General features: G+C 43.2%; 19 protein-coding genes and 1 tRNA gene. 13 read left to right on the top strand and 7 right to left on the bottom strand.

Annotated elements, in window-relative coordinates; translation table 11 throughout:
• Window positions 1-194: 194 nt before the first annotated feature.
• Together MKY63_RS29155 and MKY63_RS29150 are read right to left on the bottom strand one after the other, a co-directional pair.
• The gene (locus MKY63_RS29155) at window positions 195-1,001 is read right to left on the bottom strand and encodes a dihydrodipicolinate synthase family protein (RefSeq protein ID WP_339810776.1); all 807 of its coding nucleotides are present in this window, start codon (window positions 999-1,001) and stop codon (window positions 195-197) included.
• 479 nt (window positions 1,002-1,480) lie between these two features.
• The gene (locus MKY63_RS29150; RefSeq protein ID WP_155288124.1) at window positions 1,481-1,648 is read right to left on the bottom strand and encodes a hypothetical protein; all 168 of its coding nucleotides are present in this window, start codon (window positions 1,646-1,648) and stop codon (window positions 1,481-1,483) included.
• Between the two features lie 583 nt (window positions 1,649-2,231).
• Between MKY63_RS29150 and MKY63_RS29145 the strand changes: the two genes are divergently transcribed.
• The 4 genes from MKY63_RS29145 to MKY63_RS29130 are packed head-to-tail and all read left to right on the top strand — an operon-like array spanning window position 2,232 to window position 3,323.
• Window positions 2,232-2,402, top strand: a complete 171-nt coding sequence (locus tag MKY63_RS29145; RefSeq protein WP_178420353.1) for a hypothetical protein — start codon at window positions 2,232-2,234, stop codon at window positions 2,400-2,402.
• A 2-nt stretch (window positions 2,403-2,404) separates the two neighbouring features.
• Window positions 2,405-2,620, top strand: coding sequence for a hypothetical protein (locus MKY63_RS29140; protein WP_076100644.1), 216 nt, complete (start codon window positions 2,405-2,407; stop codon window positions 2,618-2,620).
• A 57-nt stretch (window positions 2,621-2,677) separates the two neighbouring features.
• Window positions 2,678-3,139, top strand: a complete 462-nt coding sequence (locus MKY63_RS29135) for an ArpU family phage packaging/lysis transcriptional regulator (protein WP_076100642.1) — start codon at window positions 2,678-2,680, stop codon at window positions 3,137-3,139.
• Window positions 3,140-3,143: 4 nt separating this feature from the next.
• On the top strand, window positions 3,144-3,323 hold the full coding sequence (locus MKY63_RS29130; protein ID WP_076100890.1) for a helix-turn-helix domain-containing protein: 180 nt from the start codon (window positions 3,144-3,146) through the stop codon (window positions 3,321-3,323).
• Window positions 3,324-3,466: 143 nt separating this feature from the next.
• Here MKY63_RS29130 and MKY63_RS29125 read toward each other — a convergent pair.
• From MKY63_RS29125 to MKY63_RS29115, 3 genes are all read right to left on the bottom strand, one after another.
• A tRNA-Val gene (locus MKY63_RS29125) sits at window positions 3,467-3,538 on the bottom strand.
• A 149-nt stretch (window positions 3,539-3,687) separates the two neighbouring features.
• Complete coding sequence (locus tag MKY63_RS29120; RefSeq protein WP_036686108.1) at window positions 3,688-3,990, bottom strand: hypothetical protein; 303 nt, start codon at window positions 3,988-3,990, stop codon at window positions 3,688-3,690.
• Between the two features lie 162 nt (window positions 3,991-4,152).
• Window positions 4,153-5,367, bottom strand: a complete 1,215-nt coding sequence (locus tag MKY63_RS29115) for a copper amine oxidase N-terminal domain-containing protein (protein WP_339810769.1) — start codon at window positions 5,365-5,367, stop codon at window positions 4,153-4,155.
• 202 nt (window positions 5,368-5,569) lie between these two features.
• On the opposite strand from MKY63_RS29115, the gene MKY63_RS29110 reads away from it, so the two are divergent.
• The 4 genes from MKY63_RS29110 (at window position 5,570) to MKY63_RS29095 (ending at window position 7,833) form a co-directional block, all read left to right on the top strand.
• Window positions 5,570-6,643, top strand: a complete 1,074-nt coding sequence (locus tag MKY63_RS29110; protein ID WP_339813648.1) for a site-2 protease family protein — start codon at window positions 5,570-5,572, stop codon at window positions 6,641-6,643.
• Window positions 6,644-6,743: 100 nt separating this feature from the next.
• Window positions 6,744-6,956, top strand: coding sequence for a hypothetical protein (locus MKY63_RS29105; protein WP_036686109.1), 213 nt, complete (start codon window positions 6,744-6,746; stop codon window positions 6,954-6,956).
• A 107-nt stretch (window positions 6,957-7,063) separates the two neighbouring features.
• Complete coding sequence (locus tag MKY63_RS29100; protein WP_036686111.1) at window positions 7,064-7,507, top strand: GNAT family N-acetyltransferase; 444 nt, start codon at window positions 7,064-7,066, stop codon at window positions 7,505-7,507.
• Between the two features lie 86 nt (window positions 7,508-7,593).
• Entirely contained in the window at window positions 7,594-7,833 is a 240-nt protein-coding gene (locus MKY63_RS29095) for a DUF3892 domain-containing protein (protein ID WP_036686113.1), read from the top strand.
• Between the two features lie 65 nt (window positions 7,834-7,898).
• Here MKY63_RS29095 and MKY63_RS29090 read toward each other — a convergent pair whose 3' ends face one another.
• A complete protein-coding gene (locus MKY63_RS29090) occupies window positions 7,899-8,636 on the bottom strand; it encodes an MBL fold metallo-hydrolase (protein ID WP_076104781.1) in 738 nt (245 codons plus the stop codon).
• A 164-nt stretch (window positions 8,637-8,800) separates the two neighbouring features.
• Here MKY63_RS29090 and MKY63_RS29085 point away from each other — a divergent pair, with 164 nt between their 5' ends.
• Both MKY63_RS29085 and MKY63_RS29080 read left to right on the top strand, forming a co-directional pair.
• A complete protein-coding gene (locus MKY63_RS29085; protein WP_036686116.1) occupies window positions 8,801-9,355 on the top strand; it encodes a copper amine oxidase in 555 nt (184 codons plus the stop codon).
• 80 nt (window positions 9,356-9,435) lie between these two features.
• Window positions 9,436-9,747, top strand: a complete 312-nt coding sequence (locus MKY63_RS29080) for a DUF1292 domain-containing protein (protein ID WP_036686118.1) — start codon at window positions 9,436-9,438, stop codon at window positions 9,745-9,747.
• Window positions 9,748-9,876: 129 nt separating this feature from the next.
• Here the strand turns inward: MKY63_RS29080 and MKY63_RS29075 are convergent, their stop codons facing one another.
• The gene (locus MKY63_RS29075) at window positions 9,877-11,352 is read right to left on the bottom strand and encodes an aminotransferase class I/II-fold pyridoxal phosphate-dependent enzyme (RefSeq protein ID WP_036686120.1); all 1,476 of its coding nucleotides are present in this window, start codon (window positions 11,350-11,352) and stop codon (window positions 9,877-9,879) included.
• A 97-nt stretch (window positions 11,353-11,449) separates the two neighbouring features.
• Between MKY63_RS29075 and MKY63_RS29070 the strand changes: the two genes are divergently transcribed.
• The 3 genes from MKY63_RS29070 (at window position 11,450) to gndA (ending at window position 15,392) form a co-directional block, all read left to right on the top strand.
• Window positions 11,450-12,739 (top strand): MFS transporter, encoded by a 1,290-nt coding sequence (locus tag MKY63_RS29070; protein ID WP_036686122.1) that lies wholly within the window; start codon window positions 11,450-11,452, stop codon window positions 12,737-12,739.
• A gap of 381 nt (window positions 12,740-13,120) precedes the next feature.
• Window positions 13,121-13,717 carry a hypothetical protein gene (locus tag MKY63_RS29065; protein WP_036686566.1) on the top strand — a complete coding sequence of 199 codons (597 nt, stop codon included), beginning with the start codon at window positions 13,121-13,123 and terminating at the stop codon, window positions 13,715-13,717.
• A gap of 259 nt (window positions 13,718-13,976) precedes the next feature.
• Window positions 13,977-15,392, top strand: coding sequence for an NADP-dependent phosphogluconate dehydrogenase (gndA, locus tag MKY63_RS29060; RefSeq protein ID WP_036686124.1), 1,416 nt, complete (start codon window positions 13,977-13,979; stop codon window positions 15,390-15,392).
• Window positions 15,393-15,528 lie beyond the last annotated feature (136 nt).

Raw genomic sequence — 15,528 nt, 5'->3', positions numbered from 1 at the left:
GTTAATGAACGCAAAATAGTTGACAATTGACAATGTTGTAATATTTTAAGCGTGATTTTGGCATAAGCATGTCTATAACAAATACCCCGTCAATCACTTAAGGTTGATGGGGTATTTGTTATATTGATGAAAACTAACGATCCTTACCAGTGTTATAGAGCAGCATATATACTTCCCAATGAATTATATTAAGTTTATACAGTAAACTTTAATTCCTTTAGAATGATATTCAGGTGATTCCTAACGGATTTGTTTAATGGTTGTAAAGGCAAGGGAAGACTAGGACTTTTAATTAAGCCAATTATTTCAGCAGCTGCTGAAATCACTCGAAGGCTACCGTAGCTATTGAATAACTTCCAGATCGGTTCTAGTAATTTTGTAAGGTGTTGTGCTTCTTCTAAATGGCCACTTTGAGTCATTCTTGTGATATCTAGACATAACCTCGGAAATAAACCACCTAGCACTGAGTACCATAAGTCACAACCTGCACTCAAGCCTAGATATGCGGATGGATTCCCGCTTATTCCAAACGTAACATGGAGTGGAATAACAGCTCTGAGTTTTTCTACACGTAACTTGGCTTTATCAGATTCTGACGGTATGCCGGGAATCTTAATGGAACAAACATTAGGTGACCTAGCAATTTTTCTGGGCAGCTCATCACTGAAATGGAAATGTGAAGTGCCGGGATTATCATAAACACAAAGTGGAATGGAGAGTGAACTTGTCACCTGTTCGTATACAAAAAACACTTCTTCATCTGTTAGCGCCTGATAGGAGATAGGAGCCAAGAGTACTGCACTTGTCCCAGCTTGTTGTGCATCTTCCGCTAATCGAAGTACTTCTGAAGTTCGAATCGCACTTATGCTTGTCATCACGGGAGTCCCTTCAGCAGAACTAACAGCAAGCTCAAGGACACGCAAACGCTCCCCTCTACTAAGATGCGCATAGTTTCCAGTTGATCCCAGTACACCAATTGAGTCTACTCCTGCCTTTACCAATTCTTTAATAAAAAAAGGGACCAATTTTAGAGGCTAGGTGTTGTTAGAAATTATGAGTTGCCACGTTTGTCCCGTAGCGATTTAGATTCTGAACAAACATAAAATAACCTGTCAAGCTTATGCCTGAAGGGTCTATTAGTGCTTATACGATAAACTCTGTAAATACTGGGCTTCGAAGCATGCCAGATTTGGTCCAGTTCCTCATTCTTACCTTTGCTTGTAGCCGGGACTCCAGATGTACAAACTCCGTATCCTTACCTTTGTATATCAAGATATCAAAGATGGCGTAATACGCTGGGAGTGTCCCAGTGAGTTGAGTTATTTTATCAGTTCGTCTCGCTTGAAATCGGCTCATAACAGATTCAAAATCGGATACTCACAGTACGAAGATACATGGACAGAGAGGGTTAATAGCCCTCCTCTCACAAAGGTTATGACGTAGTAGATACATATTGCGACATGAAAAAAGATAAAAATGCTTATGCATCCTTATCTTTTTCAAGTAATTCTATTATTCTGTCTAATTTTTTCTCTATGCTACTAGTTTTATCTGAAACCTTGTTTTTGGTTCCATAATCACCTTTTAACAGTAAAACCAAGGGAATTGCCAAAACAAATGCCAACGGTATTAAAAAAAAATATTGCAAGATAACACCTCATTAAAAGTTTTTATTTAAGTATAACAAATTTCAAAAAAAAGACTCTCTCCCACAAGGAGGATATAAGAGATAGTTTGGCTGTACTGAACTTATAAAGGGGATGGATAATCTTCATTTCTTACCCATTAAAGATATACCATAGTAATCCATAAGCTATTCCGAAGTAAGCAATCACACCCAGTAAAGAGATGGATAAAAGAATAGTGATAACTTTCTTACCGTTCATAAAATTCACCTCTTATTTAATATCACGGAATGAGGGAGGAACTGACGTCAACGTGGATTGAAATTATTTTTGCTTTTATCGCTATCCTATCTTTTATTTCAGCAGCTGACAAAGAATCTATTCTTTACAAGCAACGTGGCATGCACATGGCAGCAATATGTGTTGCTTCAATTATTGCACTAGCTGCAGACGTTATTTTTTCATAAAACCCAAATTTGAGAGGAGTAATTATAAATGAAAGTTCAGATAGCAGCACATTTCAATAAGCAAACGAAGGATTCCAAAAAGGAACTTTTATAGTTCCACGTAAAAGGTGATGACGAGAAGAAGCCTGAGCTTAACGCAATGACGAGATCAGTGGTTGTGTTGAACATTGACGGCGTAGAACAGGCGCTGACAACCGAATTCAGCAAAAGTACGAAGGATGCGAAGAAGACAGTGCTGGAGTTCATCGTTAAGGGTGACACATCCTCTGAAAACTCCTATGAATTCTACCGGAAGGCTGATCAGATGTAGTCTTGGAAATCGCTGAATCTCAAATGAGCATTGAAGAGTTCCGAGGTGATGACGATGAAGAGGATCATGAAGAGCCAAGAGAAGGCGTACGAGGCAAGGTTAATCCAGACGGTACTATTGAGCTTGAAGACAAGGATCAACTAACCATTGAGGTGATCGCTGCCGCTGGTGAAAACGGTCCGCCGATACCTGAAGGTGACGATGATCTACCGTTCTAAGATGGTATACTCCCCGGCTTCGGTCGGGGGATTCTTAACAAAGGGGGGGATTGCCCGGTGCAACAGAGTTTTTTGCCTGAGATAGATAGAGAACGGACGCAAGCTACCGTTGAGGCGGCTCTTGAAAAATATAGGATATTTAAGTTTTTGTCTTTCGAGGAGAGAGAGGCAACGACAACCGCAGCATGGTTAGACACCCCAAAAGGATCCACTGGAGTTACAACTGATCAAACCTCCAACATAGCTATTCATAATGTAGATACTCAAGCAAACCGCAAGAGCTTCTGTGAACGGATAGAACGAGTGGTGAACCGCATGCCTAAGATGGAAGGGTTCTTGATTAAAGAACGTTATATGACAACAGAGCATGATTATATTACTCATGAGAAAGTGTATTACTTTAAATTTCAGCCGCCGATTAGCTCGGGGACATATAGCAAGATACGTTGGAAGGCTTTTTATAAGCTGGCCTTGAATTTGAATCTAGTAATCGAGAAGGAGGAAGAGAAGGGTGATTGAACAAATGTATAAGACTACTTCTGATTATCCCTCTGTACTTACAGCGAAGGAAATCCAACAAATACTTGGTATAGGTGAGCGTCAAACATATGAACTATTAAACTCGGGTCAATTTCATATCGTGCGGGTCGGAAAGATGATAAAAGTCTCAAAAGATGTATTTCTTAAATGGTTACAGGGATAAAAAAGTGGTGCCGATTATGGCACCACTTTTGCTTTAGTCTACTACAGGGCACCATAATGGCACCAATTTGTATTTCAGTCAAAACCTAAACATTCCATTCCTGAACAAAAGAAAAAGCCTTATATAATAAGGCTTTTTCAGTATAGGACGGATGGGGTTCGAACCCATGACCCCTACCCTGTCAAGATAGTGCTCTCCCGCTGAGCTACCGTCCTGCGACGAAATTTATAATACCATACGATAGAGTAGGATGGCAATTCTTTTTTATAATCAATATAGATGTAGAGTGGTGTTTTCTCTTATCTCCTCCGACTAAGTAGTTAATAGCTAGAAAGGGGATGACCCATCATCCCCCTGCACCGAGTCAGATAAAAAACGGGAGTAGAAATAGACTGCTTATTCCGAAAAAAGGGATACGGCGTGGATAGAAGCGGCGTCTTGGGTAAAAGCCGGGCTGGAACCCGAATTGTCTATAGTTCGACTGCTCAGCAGGCATTCCGTTCATACGATCGACCATTTCGTTGCTGGGAACCGCAAGGGTGATATAGTTCTGGTCCACGTGAGCGATGAAGCCGTCAAAGGATTGACCATCAGTCGTTACTATACCTACATATTTATTCATGCAATTCCAAGCGACCTGTTGATGAAAATTTGTATTTGATTCCATGGATATCCTCCTCGAATGTTTCAATCCTGATAACAGTCTATGGTCCTTTGCCTACAACGTTCACGGCGTTTGCCTATATGTAGGAAGGTTAATTTTCAGGGATAATCACTGAGGAGGATTCGATTAGTTCTTTAATCAATACACATGCTTGTACTGTACTTTCTAATCAGTATTATTCTTGGAGTTATTGGAATGAGCTTCAATGGAGTAGATAACTTCTTTTTTGCCAGTAAGCGGGGAGTCATTTATAAAATACAATTTGTCACCGCTCCGCTTTACGAATTTCAAATTATCTCCTTTAAAAGGAACATCGTTATTTTCCGCGTATTCCTGATCCTTTGCTGTGAGTAGCTCCTTATACAAAAGGGTTCGCTCGCCTGTTTGGCGGTTGATTAAGGTAAGCAATCCATTCTGATTTCCACGAAGCAGTATGATTTCTTTATCAATGCCTTCTACATAGTAAGCATCCTCCTCGCCACCCAGCTTTACAAGATCAAGAGTATCTATTACATTGCCTGTGCCGTCTTGGATGAAACGTAAGGTATTACCATCATGCAAGATTAGGTTGCCATCATAAGGTTTGAAATCCGCATCTCCTCTGAACTGGTAGGCGAATGTGGCCTTGCGTAGTAATGCACCATTTTTGAATATAAGTGTGATTTCGCGTGTATTAATATGAGGCTCTCCATAGGAGTCAATAATCCTAATGACTAGCAGCCCCCCCGCCGTTTTCTCGATCTTCATCCCTGCCCAGTCAAAGTCTGTTTGGAGTGAAGTGAGTTTTATCACCGTATCCTTGCCTTGTGAGACATATAAATCACCATTAGCCTTGACCAGCGTATAGGTACGCCCTCCATAGGATTCTGTGAAAACATTGTAGGTCTTCAGATCATCCGCTAAAAGTGTATTCGTTGTGGAGTCTAGACGGAGATTGCTGCCTTCGAAAGCCTTAACGATAAAACGCGCCGGCACAAATATCCCATCTTCTTTGGATTTAAAAGGTATTCCTCCAAGATCTACCGCTTTCCCGTCAAGCACGCCAGTTTGACTCCCGATTCGAACAGCAAAACTTTTAGTCCAGCCTTTGAACAGAGCACGTTTGCCGGATTTATCCCAGTCCATTTTTAAGCCAGCTTGCTCAGCGATCCCCCGAACATCTACGTAGATTACACCATTTTTGAGCAGCGCAGGTCCGCCTATGTTTCCACCAGGAATGCCAAATTGGTAGTATACTTGCGAAGCATTAGCAGAGGAAGCTTGGGCGAGCGCAGAGGACTCCGATACAGTTAATGAAGAGCTTGCTGACATGGTGGCAGGGAGTAAAAGTGTTGAGAGCATTAAGACGGATAACCAAGCTTTGGAGTGAAAAGAGAGCATGTGAACCAACCCTTTCTTTAAATGGCAGTAAAATTTATCCAAGATAGTTGGTTTGACGCTGAAACGTTTCTAAAAGTTGCGTCGTATACTTTCCGAAGGGCTCACTGTAGAAATATCCTTAATGCTTCTATGATAAGATAGATGGAACTGTACAGTAGTTTCTTAAAATTGAAAGATAAAGGAGCTTGTGATCTTGCCGCAAATGCAAAATGAGCAGAAAAAGAATACTTCTACTCCGCTGAAATGGTTGGGGGGCGGAGCCGCTATGCTCCTGTTAAAAGGAAAGGCGATTTTGTCTCTGCTGAAAATAGGTAAAATTGCCGGGCCGTTAATTTCCATGATGGTTTCGATAGGGGCATATGCTTTAATTTATCCGTGGGGGTTTGCCATAGGTATCGTCCTGCTTTTGCTTGTTCATGAATTGGGACATGTTATAGCCGCTAAGCGCATCGGGCTACCCGTCAGCGCTCCGCTATTTATTCCTTTTTTAGGCGCGTTAATTACTATGAAAAAACATCCGCTGGATGCGAAGACAGAAGCGTATGTAGCTTTTGGCGGACCGATTCTGGGTACTATTGGGTCTACTGCTGTTTTTGGAGCGGCATATTATATGGATAGTCCGCTTCTTTATTCCCTGGCTTATATAGGCTTTTTGCTTAATTTGATTAACCTGCTGCCAATCCATCCGCTAGACGGTGGACGTATCGCTACCGCGGTTACGCGCTGGCTGTGGCTTGTGGGTCTGGTCGGTGGCTTAGCTATAATCGTTTACTTGCGTTCGATTTTGTTCTTTATCATCTGGGCAATGTTTGCTTACGATCTGTATAACAAATTTGTGAAAAGACGTAACAACAACCGGCCGCAGTCTGTGACTAAGGGTTTCTTAATTCCAGTGGAGCCCTTGAGAGAGGCGGGTTACATGATTCCAGGAGCTGAGCATCGCCGGGATTTACCTTTTACCACCTACAGTGATCTAGAGAGACAGCAGTATGTTGTGGTGAGATGGGATCAGCTGAATTATTATGGCAAAGCTACACTGCCACAGCAATGTATTATTGAAAAGGTAAGAATTTCGCAGCTGGAGCAAGTAACGTTAGAGAATGGTCTTCATTTAAAAATGCATTGTGAAATCAGCTATACAGTCCATGATAATGATAAGTATTACGATGTACCAGCCAGTACACGTTGGAAATATGGGACAGCTTATTTTGTTTTAGCAGGCTTTCTGGTTGGGATGATGTATTTAGTCCATTTGGTTGGAAACGTCAATCTCTAAGAGGGCAACTGGAATGAATAGCTCCTATTGTTTATAAAGCTCCTGAATCGTCAAAGCTGTAGTGAGTATAACTGCAGCTGCGGTGAAAGGAGCTTTTTTAATGTCTAAAATTGTGAAATGGGAAGTCGGCGTTTGCCTAGTGTTACTACTGGGTGTAGTGGGTTGTTCTACGGCGAAACCCACAAAAGTTATGGAAATCAATGAGATGACCAATCTGGATGGCAAATCTAAAAGTCAGTATCCTCCGTTATCACCTGTGATGAAAGACGTATATAACCGTTCGATCCCTGAAGAAGTATATTCTGTGGATTAGTCTACTGAGAGATTACGGATTCCATATGTAGGCTTTTCTTTCTAGTCATTATTTTATATAATAGACAACTATCGTTGGCTACATAGAGAGAGGAGTTTGCAACTAACATGGCGGCAGAAATCTTACGGGTAACTACAGAGGAACAGCTTCAGATGGGGCTGGATATCCGCACTAAAGTATTTGTTGAGGAACAAAAGGTACCGGCCGAGGAAGAAATTGACGAATACGATGCCATCAGTCCAAATGCGCACCATATTCTGATTATAGATGAAGGGGTACCTGTAGCAACGGGGAGATTGATCTATTACAAAGCAGGTACTGCTAAAATGCAGCGCATCGCCGTATTGAAAGACTATCGGGTCAAAGGATACGGACGTGTCTTGTTGCTGGCTATGGAAGAGCTTGCTCGGGAGCTTGGACTGGAAGCTTCAATTTTAGATGCTCAGTGTCAGGCAGAGAATTTCTATAAGAAACTCGGCTATGAAGTTATTTCTACGGAGCCATTCTATGATGCAGGTATATTACATGTACGGATGCAAAAAATGCTTTAAAGATTGGCGCACATAATTATTGGACTCTTTACGCAAGCTAGGATGTGCCGAATGATGGCAAATCCAAGTGCAAGGGGCGAGCTAAAGTGCCAAATAACGAACGAGAATCTTTCGTAGCTGTTCAAAAAAATGGGGATGGCGATTTGACAAGCTTCCAGACCTCTACAGGACGTGTGCTGGCGTATGACCAAGCCCTGCAAGAAGTACAGGCCGGAAATATTGCCGGAGTGAACGCTTTTAAAGGTAAGGATGGAGAAACTTATATCCGCGGAGATGCGGATGGAGATCCAACTAACAATCTGGATAATTTGCCGACATTTTCATAGTTCAACACGAAAAGCCGTACATACGTCAACAGACGTTTATGTACGGCTTTTTTTATATGCAAAGATCAGAGCTTATAATTCACATGCTGCTCTAAAAATTCCATCTCCCCTGTAAGTCCGACGAAATCTGGTTGTTCATCGCTATAATGCATGAGCTTGATCCGTTCGCGAACATCTTTAGGCAGAGACATCAGCTCTTCCAGCGTAGTGTGAACAACGCCTGTTCCGCCTAATTGGCAGTCATGCAGGATGATCCGGATCCCGCGCTCCCGCACAAGGCTAATCAGTAGATCCGGCTGAAAGGTCATGTCCGCACTATAAAAAATCTCGTTATTTATTAGAAGGGAATAACTGTTTTTGCCGGGAATATGCGGTGTTTGTACGATCTCTAATGAAAGAGTAGGAGAGAGGTTGTAGGTAATTTCAGGCTGCAAGGGCTTAACTTCGAAGATATCAGATAAGGAAGATACAGCATCTTCTTGGTACAAGCCTCCCTTTAATGTATTGTTCCACAAGGGCTCTATAAGTGTCTCAGGAAGCAGCAAGGTCATTTTTTTACCGTGCACATGCTTTAAGGTTAGCGCAAGCTCTTCCAGCCCTCCAACGTGATCCGCATGAATATGTGTAATGAGCGTAGCATTTACGTCATTGAAGGATTTTCCAAGTCTATGCATGGCAAGCGGGGCTGTTATCCCGCAATCAATCAGCAGGGTGTAATTTTCATCTAGCAGCAAGCCATTGTTGTTAAAATATTTTTTCGCAAAAGCATTGCCTGTTCCTAGCATTTGTAGGCTTAGACTCATAAGAAAGAACCCTCCTGAAATCGGTTATAGCTAATGTTTCTGCTTCGAATAAGACCATAATATCATTTTTCGCAAGATCAATGAAATATTTACCTAAAATTAGCGCAACTTGCTGAAACAAAGTAAGTATATATTAACAGCATGAATTATCTGGAGGGTCTCAAATGAATAGATGGAAAAAAATCACTTTGTGCGTGTTTGCTTTTTCCTTAATGGGTGGCTCATTATTATTCGCCGATTCCGTTAATCAGAAAATTAGAGTATGGAGCAACGGAAAAGAAATTGTAGACGGCGGTTATCTAATTGATGGAAAAACGTACATTCCTGCTAGAGAAACAGGCGGGGTTGTTACTTGGGACGGTTCTGGGAAAGTTACGATTCTTAAACCTAATGTCCATATTGTACTTTTTAAAGGGGATACGGTTTTTGGCAATGTCAACGTAGGCAAGCTGAAAATTAAGATATTAACACAGGTAGATAGCCTGACTGAAGAGATTTCAGCTGTGAAAGTAGCCATGACAGATCCGTCTGGTAACGTTAAGGATATTCAGTCGCAGGTGCTTGAAGGCTCACAGAAGGATAATTTCTGGTTTCCAACCTCTGAGTTTACTTATGACTTTAAAGAAGCGGGCAAATATCGGGTAGGCTTCTATATTAAGCCATCCAAAAATGCAGATTACGTACTTGTGTCGGAGAAGGTAATTACAGCGTTAAATTAGGTGTTCTAAATTGACCTGAACTAATCTAACGTGGTACGATACCAGATGTAGGATAATACAATTCAAAGTGAGGTATTACAATGAGCGATCACAAACATGAGCATGGTGAAGCATGCGGTTGCGGGCATGATCACGACCATGAGCACGAGGAGTTTGTGCTGACCTTGACGAACGAGCAGGGCGAAGATGTGGAAATGGTGCTTGTAGAAACGTTCGACATAGGCGAGAAATTATATGCTCTGTTGTTAGAGCGCGAGAATCCAGAAGCAGACGGCATTATTCTGCGTATGGAAGAAGAAGACGAAGAAATGGTATTGTATAATATCGAAGATGAAGAAGAATGGAAAGCTGTTGAAGAAGCTTACAACAATCTGCTTGCTCAGCAAGAATAGATTCTAGCGACTAAACTTAAGCTGTTCTATGTGAATGGGACAGTTGATGCTTATATACAGAAACCCGATACTCATTATGGTATCGGGTTTTTGTATAAATGATTGAAGTTTTTTAGGAAAAGATGGATCTTAGGATATAGGATCGGCTTCAACAATCACCTTAACATTAGTGATGCTGCGGTCCTCAGGACCTTTAACCGGCAGACCGATTTCGACGTGGTCGATAATGTAGTCGATATTATCCTGAGTAATGACTTCGCCAGGGAGGAGAATCGGTATCCCCGGTGGATATACATAGATAAACTCTGCAATGATGTACCCGGCAGATTCGCGGAACGGAACTAACTGAGTGTCAGCATAAAAAGCATCTCTTGGAATCAAAGCAAGCTGCGGGATTTCTGGAACCTGAACCTTCAGTTCATAGATTTCACCCTTGCTATAATGGATGGCGGACAACACCCGCAAAGCAGCTAATAATTTATCTACTGATTCTTGAGTATCACCTGGGGTAATAAGGCAAAGAATATTATACATGTCACTCAGTTCAACTTCGATGTTGTATTTCTCACGCAGCCAGTTTTCGGTTTCGTAACCTGTGATCCCTAAATGGCGAACATGAATGTTAAGTTTGGTTGGATCTAGATCGAAAGTTGCTTCAGTTCCAAGTATTTCTTTACCAAAACTGTACAAGCCTTCGATAGTGTTAATGGTCTCGCGTGCGTAGTTGGACAATTGGATCGTTCTTTCCGCCATTTCATGTCCGTTCAGCGCGAGATTACGTCTAGATGTATCGAGAGACGCCAATAAAATATATGAGGTTGATGTTGTTGTCAGCATGCTCATAATGGTCTGCACCCGTTGTGGGTTAATCAGCCCAGTCTTCGCATTTAGATTCAGTACCGAGCTTTGCGTCATGGAACCACCAAGCTTATGCACACTAGTGGCAGCTATGTCCGCACCGGCCTGCATGGCCGATACCGGCAGATCCTCATGAAAATGAATCAGTACTCCATGTGCCTCGTCCACCAGTACGGGTACCCCGTAACGGTGAGCCAGGTCGACAATCGAACGCAGGTCGGCACATACGCCGAAGTACGTTGGATTGATAACTAGAACTCCTTTAGCGTCTGGATGACGCTTTAACGCTCGTTCCAGCGCACTGGTGGTTATGCCGTGATCTATCCCGAGATTCTCATCCTGTACAGGCGAGACGAACACAGGCTTGGCTCCGGAGAAGATAATGGCCGACATTACGGATTTATGAATGTTACGCGGCACAATTATTTTTTCACCCGGTGAGCAGACAGAGAGGATCATCGTCATGATGGCATTGCTCGTGCCCTGTACGCTAAAATACGTATAGTCGGCGCCGAAAGCCTTCGCAGCCAGCTTTTGAGCCTCCTGGATTACGCCAGTTGGCTGATGTAGATCATCAAGCGGTGCGATGTTGATTAGATCTATGGATAGAGCGTTATCGCCGATAAACTCACGGAATTCGGCATCGGTTCCTAGCCCCTTCTTATGCCCGGGAATATGAAATTGAACTGGATTGCCGGCGGCATGCTTTTTTAGAGCTGTGAAGAGGGGAGTACGGTGTTGATTCATTTAATGCTGTCACAACCTTTCGCGAATAGTTAATTTTTAAGGCAAGCATCAGTATAACAAAACAATCTTCAGAATACTAGGATTTGGATGTGATAGAATGTCCACGAAAGCTGAACAACGGATGAATATTAGTTTAGCATCACCATTTATTGTGGAGATGTGGGTAATTATTTTTTTAGTTGAATTTGTTAAAGGTTCGCTGCTTGTTGCCTTGTTGCCGGTGTATATGGAGAATATACTGGGCCTGTCGGTGACAGTAGTGGGATTCGCTTTTGCCCTACAGTATTTGGGGGACAACGTCTTCCGCAGCCCTTCAGGCTGGGTTATGGAGCGCATAGGGTTCCGCTGGACGATGACAGGTGCATTGTTGCTGATTCTAGTAGCCATTGGCTTGATAATCTATGCCAAAACGGCCGTTGCGTTATCCATCGCCTGTCTCATTCTTGGGATCGGGACATCTCCGCTTTGGCCATGTGTGATGACCGGAATTACCGAACTCGCCGGATCAACCAAAAGCGGCAGCAGTGGTGCGGCCATGGGCGCTGTTGAGATGGCCTCTCTCGCAGGAACAGGAATCGGTCCAATTGTTGTGAATTTTTTAATGGATCAGGGTGGACAGAGTTATCATGTGGCTTTTCTGGTCTTGTTAGGTTGTGCTGCCGCTGTAGTTGTAGTAGCCCTTTTCTTACCTAAACGAATCTCTTCCAGCGGGTCTCATGCTGTCGTGAGGGACATGCATGGACTTGGCGGAGCAATGGATCGTAAAAAGCTTAGTCCGATAGAAAGTATAAAAAGAACGCTGCATCAGGTGAGAACTACCCTGAAAGTCAGCAGATGGCTGTACCCGGCGTTGTTCCTACAAGCCTTCGCCATTGGCTTGATGACGCCTGTAGTTACCTTGTTTGCACGTACAGAGCTGCATGTTAGTCCCAATCAATTCAGTTTGCTCCTCATTGCAGGGGGAGGGATTACAGTTCTTGCACTTATTCCCGCAGGCAAGCTGGTGGACCGCATAGGGACAACGGTGTTTCTGAATATAGGTTTTTTGTTAGCTGCCTTTTCACTGGCCTTTTTCTCTCAGGTTCGCTGGCTGCCACTTGCCTTTATCGCGGTGGCACTGGTCGGTATAAGCTACGCGCTTATCCTCCCGGCATGGAATGCCTTTCTGGCTAAGCAAGTACCTAAGGGAGAACGAGGGACGGTCTGGGGGTTGTTCCTGACACTCCAAGGATCAGGAATGGTAGCGGGGCCAGTATTGTCAGGAAGATTATGGGATCATGTAGGACATGGTGTCCCATTCCTGGCAAGTGCCATTGTAATGCTGCTGCTCTTCGGGCTGCATCTGCTTATTGTGCATAGAACGAAACAGAAATTTAAGACTAGCTGAGGAAAATAAAGAGCCGCTGATAACCGAAGAATGATCCGGTATATCAGCGGTTTTTTTAGAAAATTAGAAGGACATAAGATATAACGGAAGTAAGTTTCGAAGGTCTTCTGTATGACGCTGTGCAGCTGAAGGACTAGAACGTCTATGCTCCAAAAGGACTAAAAGGCATTAAAATTCTCGCTCAGCGTTTGGAGAAAGGCTGTTGCGGGTAAAAATAGTCAATAAACCAAGTTACCGCTACATAAACTGAAGTATAAAATAAGATTAAGACGAACGCAAAAAGGAAGTTAACTCAAGAAGAGGTCCGGCAGCCATGATTACTCTGGAATTGAACTAATGAAGGCTGGCTTTACAGATGTGAAGCTGTTAGGGGGGAGTGCCGTGAACAAAAACGACGAGGTGGAATATTGTAACCTGGAACTGCGGTTCGACAGACAGCATATCCAGGACCTGATCAAGGATTTGATTCAAGAAGGTTATTCCCTATATTGGAGCGAGAATGAACAGGTCTTTGTGATTTCGGTCCGTACGGGTCGTAAGTTAGTGAAATTGCGGTTTCAAAGGATTAAGGACGGCTATAAGCTTGTGGGCGATTATATGATCCGTGATGCTCGCTTGTCAGAGTGGATGGAGAAATTAATTGGGGATATGCGCGGGCATGCTATCGTTAAGCGTTTCCGGGATCGGCAGATAATTATTGAAAATATTCTGTTTGGCGAAGTGATTCGCCTGGTTGAAATTTCTGGTTATCAGCAGCGTGTGTTATATCAGAAAGGACCTATGCTCACAGATGAGGAGCTGACAAGACTCTTTTATTCTATTGAAGGGGAAGAACGGGTTCGCCAGCGGAGAATTGAAGTGGATGAACAGTTGGATCGGTTAAATGATGCACTAAAAGCTGGAGATACGGTTCGCGCGGACAAATGTCGAGCTGAGCTTGCCTTTTTGACCAAGGAATTGTTTATGTTAGAATGGTAAGCAAGTGCCGCAAATGTTCTTTCAAGGCACCCTGTTCATCGGGGTGTCTTATATTTGTATTGGAACTTGCAGACAGGGGTTCACTTCTGACGTTAAAAACGTTAAAATAGTCATTGTGATCATTTCTTGGTCTGAATTTGTCAATGAAATTGATCTCTATTCGCAGGGCAGGCTTTGCTGTCTCTGATAAAGGGTGGTATTCTTATACTGCGAGAAATGGATTTCACAAAAATATAGGGTGCAAAGGGTGGAGGACCAGATGGCAAAACAACAAATCGGCGTTATTGGCTTGGCGGTAATGGGCAAGAATTTGGCTCTAAATATCGAAAGCAAAGGTTTTTCCGTATCCGTATTCAACCGCTCCCCGGAGAAGACACATGATCTTCTTGCTGAAGCGGAAGGTAAAAACCTCGTAGGCACATTTTCTGTTGAGGAATTTGTAGCTTCGCTGGAAACACCGCGCAAAATTCTGATCATGGTTCAAGCTGGTAAAGCTACTGATGCTACCATCGAGCAACTGCTGCCGCATCTTGATCAAGGCGACATCATTATCGACGGAGGGAATGCTTACTTCCCTGATACAGTTCGTCGTAGTAAAGAGCTGGAAGAAAAAGGTTTCCGCTTTATCGGTACTGGAGTTTCCGGTGGTGAAGAAGGTGCTCTTAAAGGTCCTTCGATTATGCCAGGTGGTCAAGAAAGTGCGTATAAACTTGTAGAGCCTATCCTAACGGCAATCTCAGCCAAAGTGGACGGAGAGCCTTGCTGTACATATATCGGACCTGACGGTGCAGGACACTATGTTAAAATGGTGCACAACGGTATCGAATATGGTGATATGCAATTGATCTGTGAAGCTTATCAGTTGTTGAAAGATGTTCTAGGTCTGGATGCAAAACAACTTCACAATATTTTCAAAGAGTGGAACAGCGGCGAGCTCGACAGCTACCTGATCGAGATCACTACTGATATCTTTGCTCAATATGACGAAGAAACCGGCAAACCTATGGTTGACGTTATCCTTGATTCCGCTGGCCAAAAGGGTACTGGTAAATGGACAAGCCAAAGCTCACTAGATCTTGGTGTACCTCTGTCCATGATTACCGAATCCGTATTCTCCCGCTTCCTGTCTGCTATGAAGGATGAGCGCGTAGAAGCAAGCAAAGTGCTTAACGGACCAGAAGCAACAACATTTGAAGGCGACAAAGCCGAATTCATCGAGAACGTGCGTAAAGCATTGTTCGCGAGCAAAATCGTATCCTACGCGCAAGGTTTCGCTCAACTTCGCGTAGCTTCCGACGAATATGGTTGGGATCTGAAATATGGCGAGCTGGCTAAAATCTGGCGCGGCGGCTGCATTATCCGTTCCCGTTTCCTACAAAACATCACAGATGCTTATGAGAACAATGCAGAGCTTAAGAACCTGCTTCTTGATCCTTTCTTCAAGAATGTTATGGACAATTACCAATCCGCATGGCGTAAAGTCATTGCTTCTGCGGTAACTTTGGGTGTTCCAGTCCCTGGATTCTCCAGCGCATTGGCTTACTATGACAGCTACCGTACAGAACGTTTGCCTGCTAACTTGCTTCAGGCTCAACGTGATTACTTTGGCGCTCACACCTTCAAACGTGTGGACAAAGAAGGCGTCTTCCACCACAACTGGATGGCAGCGGAATAATCTAATTGACTGTATGACAAGCGGCCCGGACGGCTTCACCAGAAATGGGGAGCCTTTCGGGTCTTTTTTTACTGGAAGAAGCGGATTGTCTAATGTTTTGACCCTGTGTTATGATATGACAAATATCGCGGTTGGA

Origin of the sequence: Paenibacillus sp. FSL R7-0189, from assembly GCF_037969925.1 — a bacterium.
Lineage (GTDB): Bacteria > Bacillota > Bacilli > Paenibacillales > Paenibacillaceae > Paenibacillus_AQ > Paenibacillus_AQ odorifer.
This window is presented reverse-complemented; position numbering and strand designations above follow the sequence as displayed.

Bases quoted from the DNA above. Each gene is read 5' to 3' on its own strand.
- MKY63_RS29145 (WP_178420353.1), top strand. From the start codon at position 2,232: ATGACGAGATCAGTGGTTGTGTTGAACATTGACGGCGTAGAACAGGCG.
- MKY63_RS29130 (WP_076100890.1), top strand. From the start codon at position 3,144: ATGTATAAGACTACTTCTGATTATCCCTCTGTACTTACAGCGAAGGAA.
- MKY63_RS29120 (WP_036686108.1), bottom strand. From the start codon at position 3,990: ATGGAATCAAATACAAATTTTCATCAACAGGTCGCTTGGAATTGCATG.
- MKY63_RS29115 (WP_339810769.1), bottom strand. From the start codon at position 5,367: ATGCTCTCTTTTCACTCCAAAGCTTGGTTATCCGTCTTAATGCTCTCA.
- MKY63_RS29110 (WP_339813648.1), top strand. From the start codon at position 5,570: ATGCAAAATGAGCAGAAAAAGAATACTTCTACTCCGCTGAAATGGTTG.
- MKY63_RS29105 (WP_036686109.1), top strand. From the start codon at position 6,744: ATGTCTAAAATTGTGAAATGGGAAGTCGGCGTTTGCCTAGTGTTACTA.
- MKY63_RS29100 (WP_036686111.1), top strand. From the start codon at position 7,064: ATGGCGGCAGAAATCTTACGGGTAACTACAGAGGAACAGCTTCAGATG.
- MKY63_RS29090 (WP_076104781.1), bottom strand. From the start codon at position 8,636: ATGAGTCTAAGCCTACAAATGCTAGGAACAGGCAATGCTTTTGCGAAA.
- MKY63_RS29085 (WP_036686116.1), top strand. From the start codon at position 8,801: ATGAATAGATGGAAAAAAATCACTTTGTGCGTGTTTGCTTTTTCCTTA.
- MKY63_RS29080 (WP_036686118.1), top strand. From the start codon at position 9,436: ATGAGCGATCACAAACATGAGCATGGTGAAGCATGCGGTTGCGGGCAT.
- MKY63_RS29075 (WP_036686120.1), bottom strand. From the start codon at position 11,352: ATGAATCAACACCGTACTCCCCTCTTCACAGCTCTAAAAAAGCATGCC.
- MKY63_RS29070 (WP_036686122.1), top strand. From the start codon at position 11,450: ATGTCCACGAAAGCTGAACAACGGATGAATATTAGTTTAGCATCACCA.
- gndA (WP_036686124.1), top strand. From the start codon at position 13,977: ATGGCAAAACAACAAATCGGCGTTATTGGCTTGGCGGTAATGGGCAAG.